Raw genomic sequence first — 19443 nt, forward strand, 5'->3', positions numbered from 1 at the left:
AAAGAATATATCAAAAACCAGTCAGGAGGGTTAGAAACTAAGAAATAAGGATGCTTCGCAGTTTTATATGTTGGTCGGGCATTCATCCCTAAGTTATGGAACGTTAGGGAATTCTGCCCGACATTCGGTTAAAAATATGTCCTCAAAGAGTTCGCCAACTCTTGGCTGAAGGAAGAATAAAAGGGGCTTTTAAGGATGGGCGGTTCTGGAAAATTCCTTTGTACAATGAGATGCCCAAAATTATTCCTGGAACCAGAGGACCAAAAGGGAAATGGCGCAAGCAACGTCAAGAAGTGCCTACCCGAATTCATGTCAATGGCAATAGCATCAAAAATAATATTGACAAAGAAAATCTAGAGCCTGTAATTATTATCCGTCATGGCTGGTCTCACAAAATTTATTGCGATGAAGTAGAGATTCAAGGCCCTTGTAAACTGACTTATTCCCCCCATAAATCTATGGTAGGAGGTGCTAGGGTATGGATTGAAGTAGATCCAAACATACCGATAATTCACAAGAATTTTGCTGTTTTATAGTATTTATTAGAACAAAAAAAACTCCTATATCTTGATATTGTGTTGCTGGCTTACTAAATTTTACCTGCATATTAATATTGTTCGCTTAGATGAACGAAATTGAATTATGACTATTATTACTGACTTAAAAACCTTATATGAGATTGATCCTGATCAATGGCGAGAAGAAACAATTAAGATTTTAAAAGAAAATCGTTTGAATGAATTAGATTTAGAAAATTTAATTGAGGAGTTAGAAGATTTGGGACGGAGTGAAAAAAATGCAGTAGAAAGTGTCTTAGAACAGGTTATACGTCACTTATTATTGCTACAATATTGGTCACAAGAATATCAATATAATCAATCACATTGGAAGGCAGAAATTACAGGGTTTCGTACACAACTCAAGCGTAAGTTAACTACTAATTTACAAAATTATTTACTAAAAGAATTACCATCACTTTATGAAGATGCCTTAGCTTATGTTAACCAAAAAACTAACTTTGAGGTTGAATTTCCTCCCGAAAGTCCTTATTCTCTAACAGAACTATTGAATATTAATTACTTTCCTGAACCAGAACACAATTAGTAATTCAGGCCAACAAGAAAAGGTCAACATTACTAACAAATACTGATCTCACACCACTATTTTAATATTTCTTGGCTTTAATTAAAGAAACTCTTCCCAAAATACCCAAATTAATGCAGGAAAATTAAAGTTTTTTATAATTTGGTCTAACCAATGAAGTCTTTTTAAATATATATTTAGTTCCCATTAACTCTTTTTTTTCTGATTGGCAACATCTTGTTTTTTTCTGCGTCATGAGAAATTAAGCATATTTAATATTGCTTTTCCTCACTCATTTGAGCCATTCTTATGACCATTTTAAAATCATTTTTTGCTCTTTCTTCCCTATTGGGTTTGTGTCTAACAACTTTGCCCAGTCAAGCTGCAAAGCGTTTTAGTCTGTATCTTCCTAACAATGATTTTTGTGCGGTATATAACGGAAGAATTCACAATGAGTATAAATTTGTACTCTGGGTTAACCAGGAAGATCAACTAACAATTGAAGCCAATGATTATTTAGAGGTTGCTGTTAGTCATCAAGGAAATGTCATTACCCCTTATCAGGTAGACTCCGATCACCAGCCCATGAGTTCCCAATGGTTTTATCAGACAAAAATGCAACAAAAACATACAATTTTAGTCAAAGGAAATACCCCCAGAGCGAATATTCGCTTCTGTCTTCGTGACAAATAAGTGAAAGGGAAAAATAGGGTTTCTTCCTATTTTTCCCTTGAGTTGCAATAATGAATTCTATTAGGCTAAATTTAACGGGAAATGATGAGTGTTAGGCGCGTGCATAGAGCGAATTCCTAAATTAGCACGATTAAGTAGATCCGCTTCTGTGGGAATAGCCCGGCCTTGACTATCAAGAATGGATTGATTAAAGTTAAACCCGTTTAAATTGAAAGCCATTACACTAATAGCTAAAGCAGCACACCAAATTCCAATCACTGGGAATACCGCCAATACAAAATGAATGGAACGACTATTACTAAAGCCCAAACTAGGGATAAGAACACGGCCTAAATAGCCCAAATGTCCGCTAACTAAGTTATATGTCCCTTCTTGTTGACCAAAATGATAACCTTGGTTAATGGACTCAGAAAGGGTGGTTTCTCGGATTAAACTGGAAGTTACCAAAGAACCATGCAATGCAGAGAGTAGCGCGCCGGCAAAGACACCTGATACCGCTAACATATGCAAGGGGTGCATCAAAATATTGTGGTCAGCTTGGAACGCTAACATAAAATGGAAAGTCCCACTAATTCCAAATGGCATCCCTTCAGAAAAGCTGCCTTGTCCTATAGGATAGATTAGGAAAATAGAGGTCGCTGCGGCAACGGGAGCAGAAAAGGCAACAGAAATCCAGGGACGCATTCCTAAGCGGTAACTTAATTCCCATAAACGCCCCAAATAGCACCAAACCCCGATTAAGAAGTGGAAAATAATTAATTGATAAGGGCCTCCATTATAAAGCCATTCCTGAACCGAAGCGGCCTCCCAGATGGGGTAAAAATGTAAGCCGATGGCTGCGGAACTGGGTATCACGGCTGCGCTGATCAGGTTATTACCTCCCAAAATAGAACCCACGATCGGTTCTCTGATTCCTTCCATATCCACTGGGGGGGCTGCCATAAAACCGATAATAAAGGCACTGGTAGCTGCGAGAATGGTGGGAATCATGATAACCCCAAACCAACCAATATAAATGCGGTTGTTGGTACTGGTTATCCATTCACAAACGTTGCGCCACAGAGGACCAAATTCTAGTTCTTTTTGGCGAGGAAATACATTCGTCATCGTTATTCCTCCTAATTATCTCAATTTTTTGCGATGAGATTAGCACATCAAAATTTAACGAAAGCGATCTGATGGCATCGATGAGTGTATCTTAATTTCATTGTACGCAATCAAGAAACAAATTCCTTAATTTCTTGTACTTTTATTAAGTTTAATTCTTGAGATAATCAAGTTTTGGACAAGAATTCATGCTCTAAAATAAATTCAATGGAAGGTTTTATTATCTTCAATTAAATCATCATAGTTAATCCCTGGTATATAATCTTGAATTTTTTGAATACTGCTTAAAATCAGATGGAGTTTTTATCATGTAAATTATCCTCAAATATTCTCGAAATATTGGCTATTGATTGAGGTCAGTAACTAACATCCTAGCTGCTTCGTATGCTGCATCTCTAAAGGGTAATAAAACGAGATCAGAACCAGCATTTTTTAGTATTTCCATTTCTCTTTCAGTGTGACTGGTTAAAGCAATTTTTCCTGGAAATTTTTGATATTCTAAAGTATGTAATAAAGTTAGGCCAATTCTTTCGCCGGGTAAGGTACTAATTACCCATTTAGCCTGATTTAAAGGCAGGGTTGCTGCAAACTCGGGATCTTCAGCATCTCCATAAAAAGCTAATAGTCCTTGATTACGCCATTCTCTTACTAATTCTGGGTTAAAATCTACCCCTAAAACTTGTAAATTTGAACCGTTTAATGCTCTAATTAAACTTCCTCCATATCGTCCTAAACCAAATACAATAATATCAACATTAGATAGATTAACTTCGTCTAAATCACCTAATTTTTGGTGATGATGGGGAATTAATTTATCAAAATGGGAGACAATAGGTAATAATTTTTCATAAATAATATGAGAATCCATAATCATATAAGTTGAGACTCCCATGGTAATTAATCCCACTAAAGTAATTAACCCTAAAACATTCTCATCAATATGACCTAACTCAAGTCCTAAAGCAGCAATAATTAAAGAAAATTCACTAATTTGACTCAAAGATAAACTGGTAATAGTGCTAGTATATTTACGATAACCCATACTACTCATTAATACCATAATCATCAAAGGTTTACCAAGTAACACAAATAAGGATAAAACCAGTGCCGAAATAATTTCGGCACCCAAATAACTAACATTAACATGAATGCCTAAATCGATGAAGAAAAATAGTAGTAAAAAGTCCCTTAAACTGACCAATCTTGCCCCAATAGTTGCCCGATAACTGGTCGATGCTAAAGATACTCCTGCTACAAATGCACCTACCTCTTTACTAAACCCTAAAGCGTCTCCCATTGCTGCTAAAGCGATGGCCCAAGAAATGGCAAAAATCAACAATAATTCCGTTGAATAAGCCAACGTATGGAGTAACTTGGGTAAAATATAACGGGTTAAAAAAGCAATAAATAATAAGAAAATTCCGCCTTTGAAAATAACTGAAATAATTTCTTGACCTAAAGACTGTTGAGAGTCCTCACTAAAAGCAGTTAACAAGATCATTGCGACGACAACAACTAAATCTTGAACAATGAGAACTCCCAAAGCAATGCGACCATGTAACGCATCAATTTCCTGTCTATCCGATAATAATTTAACAACAATAATGGTACTAGAAAAAGTTAAAGATAAGCCAATATAAAAAGCAGGAACCAGATTAAAACCTAACAAACTAGCCAGAAAATAACCTAAAATTCCCGTCATTATAATTTGACCCATACCAGCAACAATAGCTACAGGACCAACAGATTGAATTTCATGGGGATCAAGTTTTAAACCCACTACAAATAATAATAAAGCAATCCCTAATTCTGCTAATAATTCTACTTCTTCATTAGCAGAAACTAACCGTAAACCAGCCGGTCCGATGAGAATACCGACAATAATAAAAGCCATGATCAAAGGTTGACGCAACCGTAAAGCTAACGCCCCAACTGCTGTAGCGATCGCTAAAATACAAGCGATTTCTGAAAACACACTACCAAAACTAAACATAATAATTTCTTTTGATAACCCCTTTGCCTCCAATTGTAGAATTAAAGTGTAAGAAATCGGGAACAAAAAATATAACCCGATTGGGTGAGGGGATTTTTATGAAGATTAATTACATTGGAATTAAGAAAAAGATGCGAGGAGGCTCAACTATGAAAAGCAATATCTTTAACGCCATATTACTAGCGACCCCCCTTATCTTAGCTGGCCCTGTAATGGCAGGAAATCCGGCTCATGTGCAACAATTATTAGATACGGGACTCTGTCAAGGTTGCGATCTCAGCAACGAAGACTTAAGATATGCTCATCTCATCGGTTCGGACCTCAGAGAGGCTAACCTAGAAGGTGCTATTCTCATCGAAGCTAACCTAGAAGGGGCTGATCTCACCGGTGCTAACCTAGAAGGGGCAAACTTGACCGGCGCAATGTTAACCAATGCTAGTCTCAATGATAGCAATTTGGACAATGTTAATCTGGCCTCCGCTATCATTTATGATGCTGATGTTACCGGCGCATCTATGGAAAATCTCAACATCACCAATGCACAAATCTTTAATACTGGTATTGGTGTCGGTGGTGCAAAACCAACACCTTAACGAACTCAGAAGTCAACCCATCCTAGCAGATCCACCCCTAACCCTACCCACCCCTAACCCCTCCCAGGAGGGGAACATGAGGGGAACTGGGGCGACAACTTACTAAAAGTCTCTAATGCTTCGGCCTTCTTTATAAAGATCTTGAAAACAGCAAAAAATAATCAAACTTTAATGACTCAAAATTCCCTTCTAACTGACATCTTCCAAGACTGGACCTCTTCGGCTAAAGCAGTTCGGTTAGCTAAAAAATCAGCCTCAGAACTGTTTTGCCAATGAGAAACACATTGACGGATAGCTTGGACTTCCTCTACTAACTTATCAGGAGAAGATAAATCTTCAAAAGGTTCTCGAAAACTACGACCTAATAGGGCTACAGTAGAACCAAGACGAATTTGTTCTGCAATTATTCTTTTTGGATCAACTGGTAAATAAGTGGCATTGGGTGAACTTACACCACCAAAACCAAAGCGGATATTTGCTCCTCTGATGACTTCTGAGAGAGAATCAAGAACCCCATGACACAAGACTTCAAAAATAACATCTAAACCCAAACTAAGTCTAAGATCGTTGAGGCCAATGTGAATTTCATCAATTCCTGGTATTTGAACAATCTCTTCGATATTATCCAACGCAACTTTATTTTCTAAGAGGAGGGAAGTAGTTGCCCGTCCCCCCACAAAAGAAATAAACTCCTTAACCTGGAAAGCATTTTCAAACATGGGTAGCATAATGATCTGTGCGCCATCTTTTAAAACCTGCTCTACTTCCCGAGGGGTATTTTCGTGAAAAGAATTAATCCTAACCATGAGACGACATTGAGTTAATACGGAGGCAACTTTAGGTACATCTTCAGGACGATGTTGAGACAAAAAAAGTCCTTCTCCTGCTTGTCTCTGCTCTTTGCCTAAGGTTTCTAGATCAAAGAAAATTCTGTCAATACCAGCTTTTTCTGCTTGGATCGCTAGTTGATAGTCTCCACTAATTAAAGCTAATTCTAAATGGGGCATTTTTTTCACCATTGGTAAGGGATTTTGTCACTATTGTAGGGAATGCGTTCTTCATCGGGAGTTTCGTGATTAAAAGCAACAGAATTTAGATGTAGGGCAAAGGTCTCTTCTTGACCTATGGCCTGAAAACCATGCCAAATTTCTGGGGGAATTTGTACCAGTTTTGGAGCTAATTCTCCTAAGATGATAATGTCAACTTTACCCTGGGTAGGAGAATCTTCTCTTTCATCGAAAAGAACTAATTTTAACAGACCCTTAACTATGGTAATTTGATCCATTTGTACTTGATGTTTGTACCAAGCTTTGATAACACCAGGAAAGGTGGAAGTGATATAAGCTTGTGCGAAGCCAGGAAAGTCAGGATCATCGGCTCTCTGTACTTCCATTAACCGCCCTCGCTCATTGGGAAGAAGTTTAAGTGGTAATACCTTAACTCCTTTTATCCATTGCTCAGATGACATTTTTAACCGTTTCTCCTCTATACATTACATTACATTAGGTGTTGGATTAATAACAGGAATAGCATTATTTTTAATTCGCTCAAAATCACCCCTAAGAGCTTGCTCATCTTTTTGGTAATGGTAACCAAATTTTTTAAGAATATCCCATAAACGTAATCCAGTTTTGAGTTCTTTATAACGTTGTTTGAGGTAATCAAACCCTAGATATTTATAATGTAGTAATTTTATTTCTGACTGGTCAGGAAACACTACATTACCTGTCGGGTTTGCTTCATGACGACCGGGTACATAGTTCATTTCCTCAATCTCATTAGGATTAAAAATAGCCATTTTCCCTAGCTTCCTAACTGGCATTCCTTCTACCAAATTATCACAAAGTCTGCCTTGAAAATCAGGAAATTCTTCAGAAATCATTTCATAACCCTTAGAAGGTAAGATGGTTATCCCTTCTTCTTGACAGTATTTTAAATAACTAACTATATCCTGATGGTAAAGATGTTCATCAACGTTACAAATAATCACCCAATCTGCTTTTCCACGGCTTTTTTTCCAATAATCATTGTAAAACTTAAGGGCATTTTTCACAAAAGAACGGACAAATAAATTATTGCGGTTACGAAACTTTCCTAACTCCACATTAGGATAACTTTTTAATAACCCAACGGAACCATCGCTTGAACTATCATCTAAAATGATAAATCGCTCAGCAATAGACTGATAATGATTCATATAATAAGGTAGCATTCGCTCCTCATTCCAACATAGGGAATAAACATGAATTTTCATTTTTGGTTGACAAATATTTAGATAACTTTTTTACGTGATAACATATGATTGAAATTTTGGCAAGTGGAAACATTCAATCATTTTGGGGTATGGTTAAAGATGAGCCTTGTTATTATTCTGAGGAAGAACAACATCAAATGCAAACAAAAAATCATAATCAGTTAGCCTCTATTATTGATAAAGTTGAGAAAAAACTATTAACTTCTATTGAAACTACTCCTTATCGCGTCTTAAGAAAATTTGATTATTTACTGAGTTTAAATAGTTCACGCTCTATCCCACAGGAGATTATTGATTTTTTAGAAAGTTTACAAGCTGACTCTATCGCTCATACTAAGAGAAGTTTATTAAAACATCTTCAAAAGACTTATTTTTTATTGCAAAAATGGGGTAATCCTGACTATTTATGTTTAGCAGGACTTTTTCATAGCATCTATGGTACTCAGGATTTTAAAGAACTTCCTATGCTTCTAGAGAACAGAAAAAAGGTCAGGAATGTGATTGGTTCCCAGGCTGAAAAATTAGTTTATTATTTTTGTATTCAAGATAGAAGACATTTTGTTTCTAATTTTGATAAAAATCAAAAATTTACTATCTTATCTCGTTTAGACAAAAAAGAAATATTAATCTCAGAAAAGGAGTTCAAAGACTTATTAGAAATTAGAATAGCTGATCATTTAGAACAAATGTTATATACTAAACATCAATATGGATTTAGAGATTTTTTTCTCAAAGCTCAACCTTATTTAAGTGATCAATGCAGAGAATACTTTTCTATTGCTTACCGTGCAGTGTTGTGAAACTTAGGTAGTGTTTTTTAATCTGTCAGAACTCATATAAATGTCTGTAGAAAAAAAAGTAAACTAGAAGAGTAACAAAATAAATAAAATTTTATGGCCCGTAGACCTCCCCCTCGTTATTCCGATCGCCGTTCTAACCCTTCTCCATCACCCTCTCCAGCATCTAACATTAACTATGGAACCATCGCCCTCTTTGGTGGCATTTTCGTTTTAGGGATCGGGGTAGGGATAGGAGTTAGTTCTAATGCTAGTTTTGACCCCCAAAATGTCGCTTCACGGGAAGTTATCGATAAAAGCGCACCTAATGCTGAACTCTGTGTACAATACGGTGCAAGTTCCATTGTCACAGATATGCGAGTGTTCATAACCCTTAACCCCTTTAGTGTCTATGTAACTCAACCCCAAATGAAGCCGGGTTGTGTGTTACGTCGTTCTAATATGAACCTCTTGGAACAAAAACGACTCATTACCTCAGAACAAGCGAGAAACTGTCGAAACCGCATGAATACCTTTGGGTTTGTGGGATCTTTGGATAGCAACCCCAAGATTGATTGTGTCTATCCTAATGATGCTGCCGGCAACCTATTTTTGAACCCACCTGGTTCGGTTAACCCTCGTTCGGAAGGGGAGAACTTTTAAATTAGTCAAAATCCGATAAAATAAGACACAAATAATTTAATACATTTAGTATGACGATTTATCAAAACAAAGCCATTACTATTGCTGTGGTGGGAGACGTTCACGATCAATGGGAAACTGCGGATAATGATGCTTTAGAAGGGTTAAAAGTTGATCTGGTTTTATTTGTGGGGGACTTTGGTAACGAGTCGGTTCCCGTAGTGCGGAAGATTAGTCAGTTATCTGTACCAAAAGCGGTGATTATGGGTAATCATGATGCTTGGTACACTGCTTCGGGTTGGGGACGGAAAAAATGTCCTTACGATCGCTCAAAAGAAGATTGGTTACAGGATCAATTGGATATTTTGGGGGATATTCATGTGGGTTATAGTAAGTTAGATTTTCCTCAATTTAATCTTTCTGTTGTGGGGAGTCGTCCCTATAGTTGGGGGGGACCGGAATGGAAAAATAAACAGTTTTTGAGCGATCGCTATCAAGTTTCTGGGTTTAAAGATTCAACGGAAAAAATCATGTCTGCTGTGCAAGAAACTAGCGAACAAAATGTTATTTTCTTGGGTCATAATGGGCCTGCTGGTTTAGGAAGAGATCCCGAAGCTATTTGTGGTAAAGACTGGCAACCTATCGGGGGTGATCACGGTGATCCAGACTTTTCTCAAGCGATCGCACAAAGTTATGATTTAGGGAAAAAGATTCCTTTAGTAACTTTTGGTCATATGCACCATAGTCTCCGTCATACTCGTTCTCGACTACGTACAAAGGTGGTAACAAATGCAGAGCAAACTGTGTTTTTAAACGCTGCTTGTGTTCCTCGTGTTATTGAAGAAAATGGGCAGAAATTACGTAATTTTTCTTTAGTTTCTCTGGATAATAATACTGTGACTAATATTGCTTCTGTTTGGGTTGATGCTCAAGGTGCGATCGCTACTGAGGAATGTCTTTATAAACAACCTGTTCTTTCTCCTATCTATTAATTGTTATGAGGTTATTATCTCCTTTTTATTCTCAATCTTTTGCTCCTTTATTTATTTATTTTCCTGGGATGGATGGGACGGGAAAATTGTTTGATAGACAAGCAGAAAAACTGAAGGATTTTTTTTCGATTCGTTGTTTATCTATTCCATCTCATGATCAAAGTGATTGGTCAACTTTGGTTGATAAAACTGTTACTTTGATTAGGAAAGAGTTAGAAGATCATCCTCATTCTTCTGTTTATATCTGTGGGGAATCTTTTGGGGGTTGTTTGGCGATGAAAGTTGCTTTAGCTGTTCCTGAATTGATCGAAAAAATCATTTTAGTTAATCCTGCATCCTCTTTTAATAAACATTCTTTTTTAAAGTTAGGAGTTGAGTTAAATCAATGGGTTCCTAATTTTGTTTATAAAGTAGCTACTGTGGTTCTTTTAGGGTTTTTAGGTTCATCAAATCGTATGAATAATAAGGATAGTCAAGCTTTATTAAATGCGATGCAATCTCTTCCTCAAGATGTGGTAAGTTGGCGACTTTCTTTATTACGAGATTTTCGGATTAATAGTTCAAAATTGAGGATGTTTGAAAAACCTATCTTATTATTAGCTAGTCAAGAAGATAAGTTATTACCTTCGGTACAAGAAGGAAGAGAATTAATTAATTATTTTCCTAACAGTCGCTTGACAATTTTACCAGAAAGTGGCCACGCTTGTTTATTGGAAAATGATATTAATTTATTAAAAATTTTAGAAAAAAATGATTTTCTTTCCGAAAGAAATACGTTAACAATGAACAATTAATAATGGATAATTGATATAGCAGTTTCCATACTTGTTAGGTACAGAGGTTATCGCTTTGAGGCAGGAGGCAGAAGGCAGGAGGCAGGTGTTAGGTGTACCTCATGAGTCCGAGAAACGCTATAGCTGTTCCCCTCCTGGGAGGGGTTAGGGGTGGGTTTGCTTAGGGGTGAGTCGGTTAAATTATAAATTCCTAAATTGTCATTGCGAAAAACTGTAAATCTCTTTAAGAAATTTTAGGCAATGGGATAGAAAACAAATCTAGCTACAGCGACTAAAAAACCACCAACTGCCGTTACTAAAATACCTATCAACGTCCAAATTTGTGCTTTAGTTGATCCTTTTAATTCCGTGACATCTTGATTCAGATTTTTTACTTCTGTCTTAATTTCTGCTAACTCAATAGTTGCTCCTTTTAATTGTGTGACATCTTGATTTAAGTTTTTTACTTCTGTCTTGATTTCTGCTAATTCAACTTCAATGGTGTTTAGCTTCTCTGACTGTCTATCTAGTTTGTCTTCAATGCGCTTAAGAATTTCTGCGGTGGGATAAGTAACGGTAGATGGTTCATTCATGAGTTAAACTCCTAAGTAACAACAGATAATTGTCATTGCGAGGGGGTGAATTACTACTAGATACTGATTTGTCTTCGTTAACGCCCCGAAGCAATCTCTATTTTTCTTTTCAGTTGTGTTAGAGATTGCTTCGGAGGCAACATCAATCTTAAACTAAGCTTCAGTAAAAGTTTTGCCTCCTCGCAATGACAATTTACCGTTGCTTAAGCTAACACTCATGAATATTATTATGTCCTAATTTCTTGTTTCTCACATATATTTTACTGTAAAAGTTCTTTAAACTGTTCATTATCCCGAATATTATCAAAGTCTGTGTCTGTTTTTGCCATGTCTTTATATTTAACATCAAGGTTAATCCCTTGTTGTAAATTTTCGATGGCTAATTGTATGTTATTTTGTAAGGCATAAGCACAAGCTTTATTGTAGTAAGCTTCATGTAAATCTGGTTTAATTTCTAAAACTTTGTTGTATGAGGCGATCTCATCATCAAACCTTCCTAACTTACCTAAAGCTATACCTCGGTTATACCAAACATCATGATAATCTGGTTTAATTTCTAAAGCTTTGTTGTATGAGGCGATCTCATCATCAAACCTTCCTAACTTACCTAAAGCTATCCCTCGGTTATTCCAAGCTTCATGATAATCTGGTTTCAATTCTAAAGCCTTGTCATAAGAGGCGATCGCATCATCGAACCTTCCTAACTTACCTAAAGCTATCCCTCGGTTATTCCAAGCTTCATGATAATCTAGTTTAAATTCTAAAGCTTTGTTGTATGAGGCAATGGCATCATCGAACCTTCCTAACTTACCTAAAACTATCCCTCGGTAATTCCAAGCTTCATATTTATCTGGTTTAAATTCTAAAGCTTTGTCAAAGGAGGCGATGGCATCATTAAACCTTCCTAAGTTAAATAAAGCTACCCCTCGATTATACCAAGCTTCATCTTTATCTGGTTTAAAGTTAACAGCAATTTGACAACAATCAACTGCTTGCTGATAAGCTTGTGAGTAATAGAAATTATGCCCTAAACTCCATAAAAATAAATCACAACTAAATTCTGGATCATCTTCTGTAACAATCTTTTCTGCTTCCGTTTTTGCTTGCTGTAAATAATCCAATTTTTGAGAAGGTTGACAACGTTTTGATTTATATAGTAATCCTGCAAACTTAGCAATTCCTGTCAAGTTAGGGAGATTCCGAAAACAACGATTTAAAGCTTGATCAACATCTGCCTTTTTTATATCGCTAAATACTTCTAAAAACCAATAAGGGATGGATTCTGATTCTAAAACATCATAACTCTGCTCAATAGCTATTCTTATTTCTTTTAAACATTGCGTTAAAGGATAGATTAAAAGAGTATCTTTATCACTATAAATATCTACTTCACTTATAATATCTTCTACTGGTATTTTAACAACATCATCCTGTTTAAAATACCGTGACGTAAATAGATAAGAGATTAATTCAATCTCACTGTTTTCTGTTCCTGCATATAACTGATGATAGAGAAATTCGCTAGTATAGTCTCGCCACCGAGGATTATCATATTGTTGTGCCGGGGAACTATTATCATAAAGTTGTTCATTTCTTCTCTTTTTAAAATAGTCAGCCAACTGTTGATGAGTTTGTCTAAATTCTTGTTCATCTTCTCGCCAAAATTCTTGTCTAAATACATCCCTTGCCACATCATCTAAGCGATATTTTCCATTTATATATTCTACAAAATCTCTTTTTATCAACCATTCAAAACAATTTATATTTTCATCCACTGCATTCTTAAAATCTAAATTTTCTTGTTGCTCAATTAAACATTTTATTACTTGTTTATCGAACCAACGACAACAAGCAGCCAGAGAAATAAATCGTTTCTGTGTATTATTTAAACCCTGGAGTAATAAACTAACGATATCTTGATTTAACTGCGAGAAATCAATGCTTTCTTTTCGTTCTATTCTGTCCCTAATTTTACCCAAATAATAAGGTAAACCTTTGGTTACTTTAAATATTTGTTCAATAGTTGATTTATCTCTAATATTTATTGATTGTAAATAAGTTTCTGTTTGTCCCTGATCAAATCTTTCCAAAGGACGATCATAAATAAAATTAGTATCCTGTTGTAATTTTCGCCATGATTCATTTTTTAAGATGTTATTTCTTCCAGCAATAACAACATAAATATTACTCTCAGTAAACTTAGCATTACCTATTAAATATTTCCACAACCAAGCATCAATATCAGGAGAAACCTTTTCATAAGTATCTAACACTAAAATAACTGGTTTTTTATGTTGCTTACAAGACTCAAGAAACGCCTCAGTTAGTTTAGGTAAAGGTTCCCACATCAATTCCTTTAATTCTCGTTTATCCTTCGTCTTTCTATGTTGTTGTAATAATTGTTTAACTCGATCAGCTTCCGATAGAATAATTCCAGCAGTATCAACAACAGTTTCAGCAGTTTTTTTAACAGTATTTTCAGGTAAAACAGCAGCAGGGGTAAACTTAGCAAATGTACTTGCACCCTCACTAATTAACTGTTTAACTAATTTTTGCTGTTCTGAATCAACCTCTGTTTTACCTTCACTTGGTGTAGTTTCCAACTCATTAATAGTGTCCCAATATTTTTGATAAAGTTCTTTAAATGGGTCACTAGAAAATGATTTAACTCCTAAAAAATTATTCTCAGGTAACTGGTTATACAAAACATTCATTAATTTTATGCTGTTGCCAATACCTGCGGTTATGCCAAAAGAAACCATAGAAAAATCGGCAAGATATTGCTGATATTCTGCTAATTTTTGAGTTAAAGTTGTCTTGCCAACTCCACCAATACCCCAAACCAGAAAAACATAATATTTCGAGTTAGTTTGCTTGTTTTCTAACTGTTCAGTAAGTGTCGTTTCTAACGCTTCAGCAGCTTCACGGGAGATATAGGGAAAATTGAACATTGTACTGTGAGGAGTTAGGAGTTAGGAGTTCGGGGTTCGGAGTTAAGAGATCAGTTTCCCATTTGATGTGTAACGTTATCCGTCAAAAAGTGTAGTGGATTTTTTTAACTATAGCACTACGGATTTTGATTTTTGATGTTGCAGAGATTCCTAATTCCTCGGAATGACAATTATCAATTATCAATTATCCATTATTAAATAGAATGGTAGGTTACGACGGATTTTTATAGCAATTTTCATTTGCATAGATTACAAACTCAAAGAAAAATACTCCCCACACTTCCCACCCCTCCCACACCCCCCACCCTCACTAAACCGAGATTTTGATACACCCAATTGAAAACTGCTAATGGCCGTCTAACCCACCCTACAGATTAATTGTTGCGTTTCAAACTTTTAACCAAAGCTTTAAACTGTTGCCTTAAATAGTCAACATTTTGATCATTATTTCCGTATCGCCAACTAACATAAGCTGAAGAAATTTGATCAATAATTTCTGCTTGTTCTTGGGGATGTTGTTCATAGGATACATTAACGTATTCTAAGGGAGTTTGTGCAGGATGTTTAGGATAACCTTTTGCTTTAAAGACACTCAACATTTCTGCGTATAATTTTGCCATAGGTGGTAATTTTGCTAGGTGACGATAATAACCCAATTTCTTTAACTGTCCCCAACCTAACCAACCTAATAAACCGAAAAATACCGCTAATAAAAGTCCAACTAATGTCCCCACTAACCCACTGGAAATAAAACGCCATAACCCAACTAAAAAGCGAATAAAGCCAACAATTATTTTAGTCCAAAGAATGTTGAAAAAGTTAGCTACAGGAGAAGGCAACCATCCAGCTATTAACTTCCAAAATTGCCTTAAAACCGTAAAAGTTTGATCTTCTTCTAAAGAAGGGGGAAATAAATCATGGCCGGGAATTGCATCAAACCCATACCAACCAAAATGAGGAAAATATACCTCAGTTAAAGCATAAGCATCGGTATTTTTTACCACATAAAAACCAGTCAAAGGATTAAACTTGCCAGGGCCAAAACCAACCGTTACCCTAGCAGGAATACCCACCGAACGTAACATAATTGTTAACGCAGTAGCAAAGTGATCTGGATTACCTCCTTCCTGTTTAAATAAGAAAGATTCAACTAAATCTTCACTCTCATCAAAAAAGGGTAAATCTTCTCGAATTTGATATTGTTGTTTAACCGCTTGAGTTAAGAATAAAACCTTTTCATAGGTTGAGTTAAAAGGTTTTTCTGTTTTACTTAAAATTTGTTCGGTTTTTTCCCGTATTTTTTCTTCAATTTCTGGGGGGATATCGAGATAAGTTGCTTTAATTTTATCAGAATAATCTTGAGGAGATTTTTGTAATTGAGTGCGATCTCGATAGGGAACATCGGAAACAACAGTATAGGTTAATCCTTCTACTAAACCAACAGGTGATCGCAAATTATCAATATCATCAATCCCGATTTCTTGTGCTGGAAAATAAAGATGTCTGGGGACAGAAAGAGTAGGAACAATATTAGGTAAATCAGCAACTGCTGTGTAGCTTTGAATTATTCGTTTTGTTCTCATTGCAGTAGTAGGAAAACGTAAGAAAAATTTATAAGCCCATCTTTCTCGTCTAATAGTATTAAAATCTTCATCATTAGTGATTTCCCATCCTTGTCCCGTATAATGATCAAAAGACAAAGCTTTCCAAAAACCAGGAGATTGCGATCGCACTCTCATAACAACTTTAGGAGTCATTTCACCCCGAAGATTTTGATTTATCTTCGTATTAAACCCATAATAATAAGTGTCATCAACTTCTCCTTCACCCTGATAGGGATTATTATTTTCTTCTTGTCCATTTCCTCCTTGTCCTTGGTTTTTATTATCGTAACCTGGGTTCATAATTCCCTTATTTTGTCCCCCAAATTTTTGACTATCGGCATCCAATGGACTATCAACGGGAAAGCTTTGTAATTGATAGCCTGGAAATCTGGGCATTAGGGTAAAAATACTCAAGCCAAATACTAAAGTAATAGCAATTAAAATACTAATACTTTTCAAAGAAACTGGAGAATATTTAGCCTTCTTTTTAGCTTTTTTAGATGATTTAAACAGCGATTTAAACTCTTTATCAACCACCTCTAATCCTAAACGTGAGCGATAATCTAATACCAATGTGGGAATGGCTAAGATTAAGAATAATAATAACCAAGGAGCAAAAGCAAGCGTCTGGGAAATAGTTCCTGCAACCCCCAATAAAATTAGTCCAATAACCATTGAATAGCCTAAATCTTTACGCCTTGGTAAATCAAAACTATGTAAAACTTGTAATTGAACCAATAATTCTGCTAAAACTAAACGACTATCATTAAGACTTCCTGCTAAGTTAATCAGAAAGAAACAAAGTACCGCTAACATAGCAATAGCTAAGAAAAATTTGAGGGTAATATTGCGATGTTGACGACGATTCCAACTCCAAACAGCACCAATAATACTTAAAGGAATAGCCCAGAAACTCATCTGTGTTCCGGCAGCAATATCGGTTGCAATAATACCGACAATTACTAAACATTGCACTAAAGCACGAAAAATAACAGATTCTTCTGTTTTTACAGGGGGCGCAGATTTAATTTGTTGGCGAAATTGTTGATATAAAGATGATGATTGTGTCAAGGTGTTTTTCATACAATAAGCAACGTCCAACGTTGTCAAAAGTTTAGATGTTTTGACAAACTAAATATTCATACCCTGAGTTTGACCTCAAAACTAGAATTTTTCCTAGACCGAACTCAGGTTAATAGATAGCCTGTAATCTAAGAATTCCCAATATTTCCAATTTTGCTGCAAAATGTTAAGCAATAGTTTTCCGTTGGGTGTATCAATATCTCCCCTCTTGTTCCCCTTCTGTTCCCCTTCTAGAAGGGGCTATACCAAATCCGATTGTCAAAACCTAAAAAGCCGTGAGCGAGAGTTAGCCACATCCTTTTAAGGCGTGGCGGTGGAGCGAACGGGGGTAGTTCACCCCTGCCTTCTGCCTCTAATTATTAAGTATTCTTGTTCTGATGTAAGAACTGAGTTTAACTTAATATTTTTCTCCAATCTTTTCCCCATCCCTGTGTCAAGAGATAATTTTGCAACCTTACAAGACAAGGTAAAAACAGAAAAGGGAGAGCTTTCCCTCTCTGTTTTTGGTGATCATTACAACGAAAAAGCCTTAAACTAAGAGCATAGTAAAACCATAAATTATGAGGACAGATTACAATGGATGCTGACACCAACAAACTCAAAAAAATGATCGAACGAGCTTTAGCCGATGGCCGCTTATCTCGTCAGGAAGATGAAGACATTAAAGCTGCGATCGCAGCCGATAACAAAGTAACAGAAGAGGAAATGAAACTATATCGAGAATTACAACAAATGGTCTTTGAAGGGGATCTAAAAATCGATGATTAACAAAGGGAAAAGTTTACTTGTTTTCCAAACGAAATAAAAAGATCATCAATGCGACAACCCCTACCTGTAAAGCAAAGTTAGGTAAAGCGGTTGTCACATCTTTTCCTGCGGCCAACTGGGCTAAAAACACTAACGCCCCCACAAAACCCGATGCAGCAAAGGCAATATAGAAAAATTTCCTCAAGCCTTTATAGGGGGCTTTTGCTTCTGCTCTTAACGCAGCGTACTTTTGAGGATCAAGTTGAGGACGGGACTTTTCGGGGGGCTTATCCATCAGCTAATTCCATTGATACAGGTTAAAATATGATACATTATTAAGGTAATCATTATCCAGGCCACGTTAGCTCAGTTGGTAGAGCACATCACTCGTAATGATGGGGCCGCGAGTTCAAGTCTCGCACGTGGCTTTATATTATGTACAATGAAATATTACTTGTCATTCATGACGAATAATTTTTCAAGGTTCAGGAAGAACAACTAAAAAAGATATAAAAAAACTAGTTAGAAGGAGTAATATTCATCAAAAATCTCTCTTTTAACTTTGTTCTATCTTAATTAATCTTCTGCCCTCTTCCTTAAAACTTCTGCCTTTATAATTAACAAGATGAAAATACCTTTAAAAAATTTCGTCAACGCTTCAGTAACCGAGACCCAGATCATCATTGGTTAGAGTTAGATAATCAAACATTACTGTATCAGTTAGGTGGATGGACAAGAGATCGCAATACAGGAGAAGAAGGGTTAACCGTTGCAGGATTATTAATGTTTGGACGAGAACGCAGTATTTTAGACGCTTTTCCTCATTATCATCTCGATTATCAAGAAAGATTATCTAATGATCCAGAAAAATGCTGGACATATCGCCTAACTATTGATGGTAAATGGGAACCCAATTTATTTAACTTTTACTATCAGGTTTATGGTCGTTTAGTGAAAGATTTAAACGTTCCTTTCCAATTAGATCAAGATGCAGTCCGCCAAGAGCAAACCCACGTTCATGAAGCATTGAGAGAAGCATTTGTCAATAGTTTAATTCATGCTGATCATCACGGCTGATCATCACGATCGAACTCCGAACATTATGACTCAAGCTCCGAACATTATGACTCAAGCTCCGAACATTACGACTTAAGCTCCGAACATTACCAACAATTACAAGACATCGCTAAACCTGTAAGGGAGAAAGGTCGCGCTAAGAAAGAGATTGTACAAGATGCGATCCTCCAACTTTGCTCCGAACATTGTTTATCCCTCCGAACATTAGCAGAGCTTTTAGGCAGAGAACCTGACAGTATCCGAAATCACTATATAAACCCAATGATACATAAGGGGGTTGATGCTGCTCCCAAAAACCTACCTAATATTCCCTAAAATTACTTATATTAGTATCTAAATTTCATAAATAAGTAGGTTATTGTGTTTAAAACCCTAATATGATACAATTAAACTTAACAGTTTTGGTCATTATCTCAAAAATGCCATGTTGTTAGGCTTTAAAACCCAACTTAAATTAAATCAAAATCAACGTCAACAACTGG

Annotated in this window: 19 protein-coding genes and 1 tRNA gene; 11 read left to right on the forward strand and 9 right to left on the reverse strand. The window is 36.1% G+C overall.

All coding sequences use genetic code 11. From position 1 onward, the window contains the following. Nucleotides 1-161: 161 nt before the first annotated feature. The 3 genes from QNJ66_RS19400 (at nt 162) to QNJ66_RS19410 (ending at nt 1776) form a co-directional block, all read left to right on the forward strand. Nucleotides 162-536, forward strand: coding sequence for a DNA-binding protein (locus QNJ66_RS19400; RefSeq protein ID WP_300509912.1), 375 nt, complete (start codon nt 162-164; stop codon nt 534-536). 106 nt (nt 537-642) lie between these two features. After that, entirely contained in the window at nt 643-1104 is a 462-nt protein-coding gene (locus QNJ66_RS19405; protein ID WP_300509914.1) for a DUF29 domain-containing protein, read from the forward strand. Between the two features lie 288 nt (nt 1105-1392). Continuing rightward, nucleotides 1393-1776, forward strand: a complete 384-nt coding sequence (locus QNJ66_RS19410; RefSeq protein WP_300509916.1) for a hypothetical protein — start codon at nt 1393-1395, stop codon at nt 1774-1776. Between the two features lie 60 nt (nt 1777-1836). Here the strand turns inward: QNJ66_RS19410 and QNJ66_RS19415 are convergent, their stop codons facing one another. Both QNJ66_RS19415 and QNJ66_RS19420 read right to left on the reverse strand, forming a co-directional pair. Continuing rightward, nucleotides 1837-2883 carry a Photosystem Q(B) protein 1 gene (locus tag QNJ66_RS19415; RefSeq protein ID WP_300509918.1) on the reverse strand — a complete coding sequence of 349 codons (1047 nt, stop codon included), beginning with the start codon at nt 2881-2883 and terminating at the stop codon, nt 1837-1839. A gap of 343 nt (nt 2884-3226) precedes the next feature. After that, a complete protein-coding gene (locus tag QNJ66_RS19420) occupies nt 3227-4876 on the reverse strand; it encodes a cation:proton antiporter family protein (RefSeq protein WP_300509920.1) in 1650 nt (549 codons plus the stop codon). Between the two features lie 149 nt (nt 4877-5025). Between QNJ66_RS19420 and QNJ66_RS19425 the strand changes: the two genes are divergently transcribed. Continuing rightward, entirely contained in the window at nt 5026-5469 is a 444-nt protein-coding gene (locus QNJ66_RS19425) for a pentapeptide repeat-containing protein (protein ID WP_300509946.1), read from the forward strand. 176 nt (nt 5470-5645) lie between these two features. Here QNJ66_RS19425 and QNJ66_RS19430 read toward each other — a convergent pair whose 3' ends face one another. From QNJ66_RS19430 to QNJ66_RS19440, 3 genes are read right to left on the reverse strand one after another with little or no spacing between them, the layout of a single operon-like run. Continuing rightward, on the reverse strand, nt 5646-6476 hold the full coding sequence (locus QNJ66_RS19430; protein WP_300509922.1) for an aldolase/citrate lyase family protein: 831 nt from the start codon (nt 6474-6476) through the stop codon (nt 5646-5648). 5 nt (nt 6477-6481) lie between these two features. Next, nucleotides 6482-6937, reverse strand: a complete 456-nt coding sequence (locus QNJ66_RS19435) for a dTDP-4-dehydrorhamnose 3,5-epimerase family protein (RefSeq protein WP_300509924.1) — start codon at nt 6935-6937, stop codon at nt 6482-6484. A 24-nt stretch (nt 6938-6961) separates the two neighbouring features. Next, nucleotides 6962-7681: a glycosyltransferase family 2 protein gene (locus QNJ66_RS19440; RefSeq protein ID WP_300509926.1), complete on the reverse strand. Its 720-nt coding sequence runs from the start codon at nt 7679-7681 to the stop codon at nt 6962-6964. Between the two features lie 86 nt (nt 7682-7767). On the opposite strand from QNJ66_RS19440, the gene QNJ66_RS19445 reads away from it, so the two are divergent. The 4 genes from QNJ66_RS19445 to QNJ66_RS19460 all read left to right on the forward strand — a co-directional run bounded on the left by QNJ66_RS19445 (nt 7768) and on the right by QNJ66_RS19460 (nt 10927). Next, entirely contained in the window at nt 7768-8523 is a 756-nt protein-coding gene (locus tag QNJ66_RS19445) for a DUF6817 domain-containing protein (protein ID WP_300509927.1), read from the forward strand. A gap of 93 nt (nt 8524-8616) precedes the next feature. Further along, nucleotides 8617-9162 carry a DUF3172 domain-containing protein gene (locus tag QNJ66_RS19450; RefSeq protein ID WP_300509929.1) on the forward strand — a complete coding sequence of 182 codons (546 nt, stop codon included), beginning with the start codon at nt 8617-8619 and terminating at the stop codon, nt 9160-9162. Nucleotides 9163-9212: 50 nt separating this feature from the next. Continuing rightward, nucleotides 9213-10133 (forward strand): TIGR04168 family protein, encoded by a 921-nt coding sequence (locus QNJ66_RS19455; protein ID WP_300509931.1) that lies wholly within the window; start codon nt 9213-9215, stop codon nt 10131-10133. 5 nt (nt 10134-10138) lie between these two features. Beyond that, complete coding sequence (locus tag QNJ66_RS19460) at nt 10139-10927, forward strand: alpha/beta fold hydrolase (RefSeq protein WP_300509933.1); 789 nt, start codon at nt 10139-10141, stop codon at nt 10925-10927. A 233-nt stretch (nt 10928-11160) separates the two neighbouring features. Here QNJ66_RS19460 and QNJ66_RS19465 read toward each other — a convergent pair whose 3' ends face one another. The 3 genes from QNJ66_RS19465 to QNJ66_RS19475 all read right to left on the reverse strand — a co-directional run bounded on the left by QNJ66_RS19465 (nt 11161) and on the right by QNJ66_RS19475 (nt 17137). After that, nucleotides 11161-11499 carry a hemolysin XhlA family protein gene (locus QNJ66_RS19465; protein WP_300509935.1) on the reverse strand — a complete coding sequence of 113 codons (339 nt, stop codon included), beginning with the start codon at nt 11497-11499 and terminating at the stop codon, nt 11161-11163. 260 nt (nt 11500-11759) lie between these two features. Then, nucleotides 11760-14450, reverse strand: a complete 2691-nt coding sequence (locus tag QNJ66_RS19470; RefSeq protein WP_300509937.1) for a tetratricopeptide repeat protein — start codon at nt 14448-14450, stop codon at nt 11760-11762. Nucleotides 14451-14824: 374 nt separating this feature from the next. Continuing rightward, on the reverse strand, nt 14825-17137 hold the full coding sequence (locus QNJ66_RS19475; RefSeq protein ID WP_300509938.1) for a DUF3488 and DUF4129 domain-containing transglutaminase family protein: 2313 nt from the start codon (nt 17135-17137) through the stop codon (nt 14825-14827). 576 nt (nt 17138-17713) lie between these two features. On the opposite strand from QNJ66_RS19475, the gene QNJ66_RS19480 reads away from it, so the two are divergent. Then, a complete protein-coding gene (locus tag QNJ66_RS19480) occupies nt 17714-17905 on the forward strand; it encodes a hypothetical protein (protein WP_300509940.1) in 192 nt (63 codons plus the stop codon). A gap of 13 nt (nt 17906-17918) precedes the next feature. Here the strand turns inward: QNJ66_RS19480 and QNJ66_RS19485 are convergent, their stop codons facing one another. Further along, the gene (locus QNJ66_RS19485; RefSeq protein WP_300509942.1) at nt 17919-18179 is read right to left on the reverse strand and encodes a DUF3493 domain-containing protein; all 261 of its coding nucleotides are present in this window, start codon (nt 18177-18179) and stop codon (nt 17919-17921) included. A 60-nt stretch (nt 18180-18239) separates the two neighbouring features. Here QNJ66_RS19485 and QNJ66_RS19490 point away from each other — a divergent pair. Beyond that, nucleotides 18240-18312: transfer RNA gene (locus tag QNJ66_RS19490), tRNA-Thr, on the forward strand. A 355-nt stretch (nt 18313-18667) separates the two neighbouring features. Next, on the forward strand, nt 18668-18961 hold the full coding sequence (locus tag QNJ66_RS19495; protein ID WP_300509944.1) for a hypothetical protein: 294 nt from the start codon (nt 18668-18670) through the stop codon (nt 18959-18961). Nucleotides 18962-19443: the final 482 nt, after the last annotated feature.

The sequence above is a fragment of the Crocosphaera sp. genome (assembly GCF_030064895.1).
Classification (GTDB): Bacteria; Cyanobacteriota; Cyanobacteriia; order Cyanobacteriales; family Microcystaceae; genus Crocosphaera.

Bases quoted from the DNA above. Each gene is read 5' to 3' on its own strand.
- QNJ66_RS19460 (WP_300509933.1), top strand. From the start codon at position 10,139: ATGAGGTTATTATCTCCTTTTTATTCTCAATCTTTTGCTCCTTTATTT.
- QNJ66_RS19485 (WP_300509942.1), bottom strand. From the start codon at position 18,179: ATGGATAAGCCCCCCGAAAAGTCCCGTCCTCAACTTGATCCTCAAAAG.
- QNJ66_RS19470 (WP_300509937.1), bottom strand. From the start codon at position 14,450: ATGTTCAATTTTCCCTATATCTCCCGTGAAGCTGCTGAAGCGTTAGAA.
- QNJ66_RS19475 (WP_300509938.1), bottom strand. From the start codon at position 17,137: ATGAAAAACACCTTGACACAATCATCATCTTTATATCAACAATTTCGC.
- QNJ66_RS19440 (WP_300509926.1), bottom strand. From the start codon at position 7,681: ATGCTACCTTATTATATGAATCATTATCAGTCTATTGCTGAGCGATTT.
- QNJ66_RS19435 (WP_300509924.1), bottom strand. From the start codon at position 6,937: ATGTCATCTGAGCAATGGATAAAAGGAGTTAAGGTATTACCACTTAAA.
- QNJ66_RS19445 (WP_300509927.1), top strand. From the start codon at position 7,768: ATGATTGAAATTTTGGCAAGTGGAAACATTCAATCATTTTGGGGTATG.
- QNJ66_RS19420 (WP_300509920.1), bottom strand. From the start codon at position 4,876: ATGTTTAGTTTTGGTAGTGTGTTTTCAGAAATCGCTTGTATTTTAGCG.
- QNJ66_RS19465 (WP_300509935.1), bottom strand. From the start codon at position 11,499: ATGAATGAACCATCTACCGTTACTTATCCCACCGCAGAAATTCTTAAG.
- QNJ66_RS19405 (WP_300509914.1), top strand. From the start codon at position 643: ATGACTATTATTACTGACTTAAAAACCTTATATGAGATTGATCCTGAT.
- QNJ66_RS19450 (WP_300509929.1), top strand. From the start codon at position 8,617: ATGGCCCGTAGACCTCCCCCTCGTTATTCCGATCGCCGTTCTAACCCT.
- QNJ66_RS19410 (WP_300509916.1), top strand. From the start codon at position 1,393: ATGACCATTTTAAAATCATTTTTTGCTCTTTCTTCCCTATTGGGTTTG.
- QNJ66_RS19415 (WP_300509918.1), bottom strand. From the start codon at position 2,883: ATGACGAATGTATTTCCTCGCCAAAAAGAACTAGAATTTGGTCCTCTG.
- QNJ66_RS19480 (WP_300509940.1), top strand. From the start codon at position 17,714: ATGGATGCTGACACCAACAAACTCAAAAAAATGATCGAACGAGCTTTA.
- QNJ66_RS19495 (WP_300509944.1), top strand. From the start codon at position 18,668: ATGTTTGGACGAGAACGCAGTATTTTAGACGCTTTTCCTCATTATCAT.
- QNJ66_RS19455 (WP_300509931.1), top strand. From the start codon at position 9,213: ATGACGATTTATCAAAACAAAGCCATTACTATTGCTGTGGTGGGAGAC.
- QNJ66_RS19425 (WP_300509946.1), top strand. From the start codon at position 5,026: ATGAAAAGCAATATCTTTAACGCCATATTACTAGCGACCCCCCTTATC.
- QNJ66_RS19430 (WP_300509922.1), bottom strand. From the start codon at position 6,476: ATGCCCCATTTAGAATTAGCTTTAATTAGTGGAGACTATCAACTAGCG.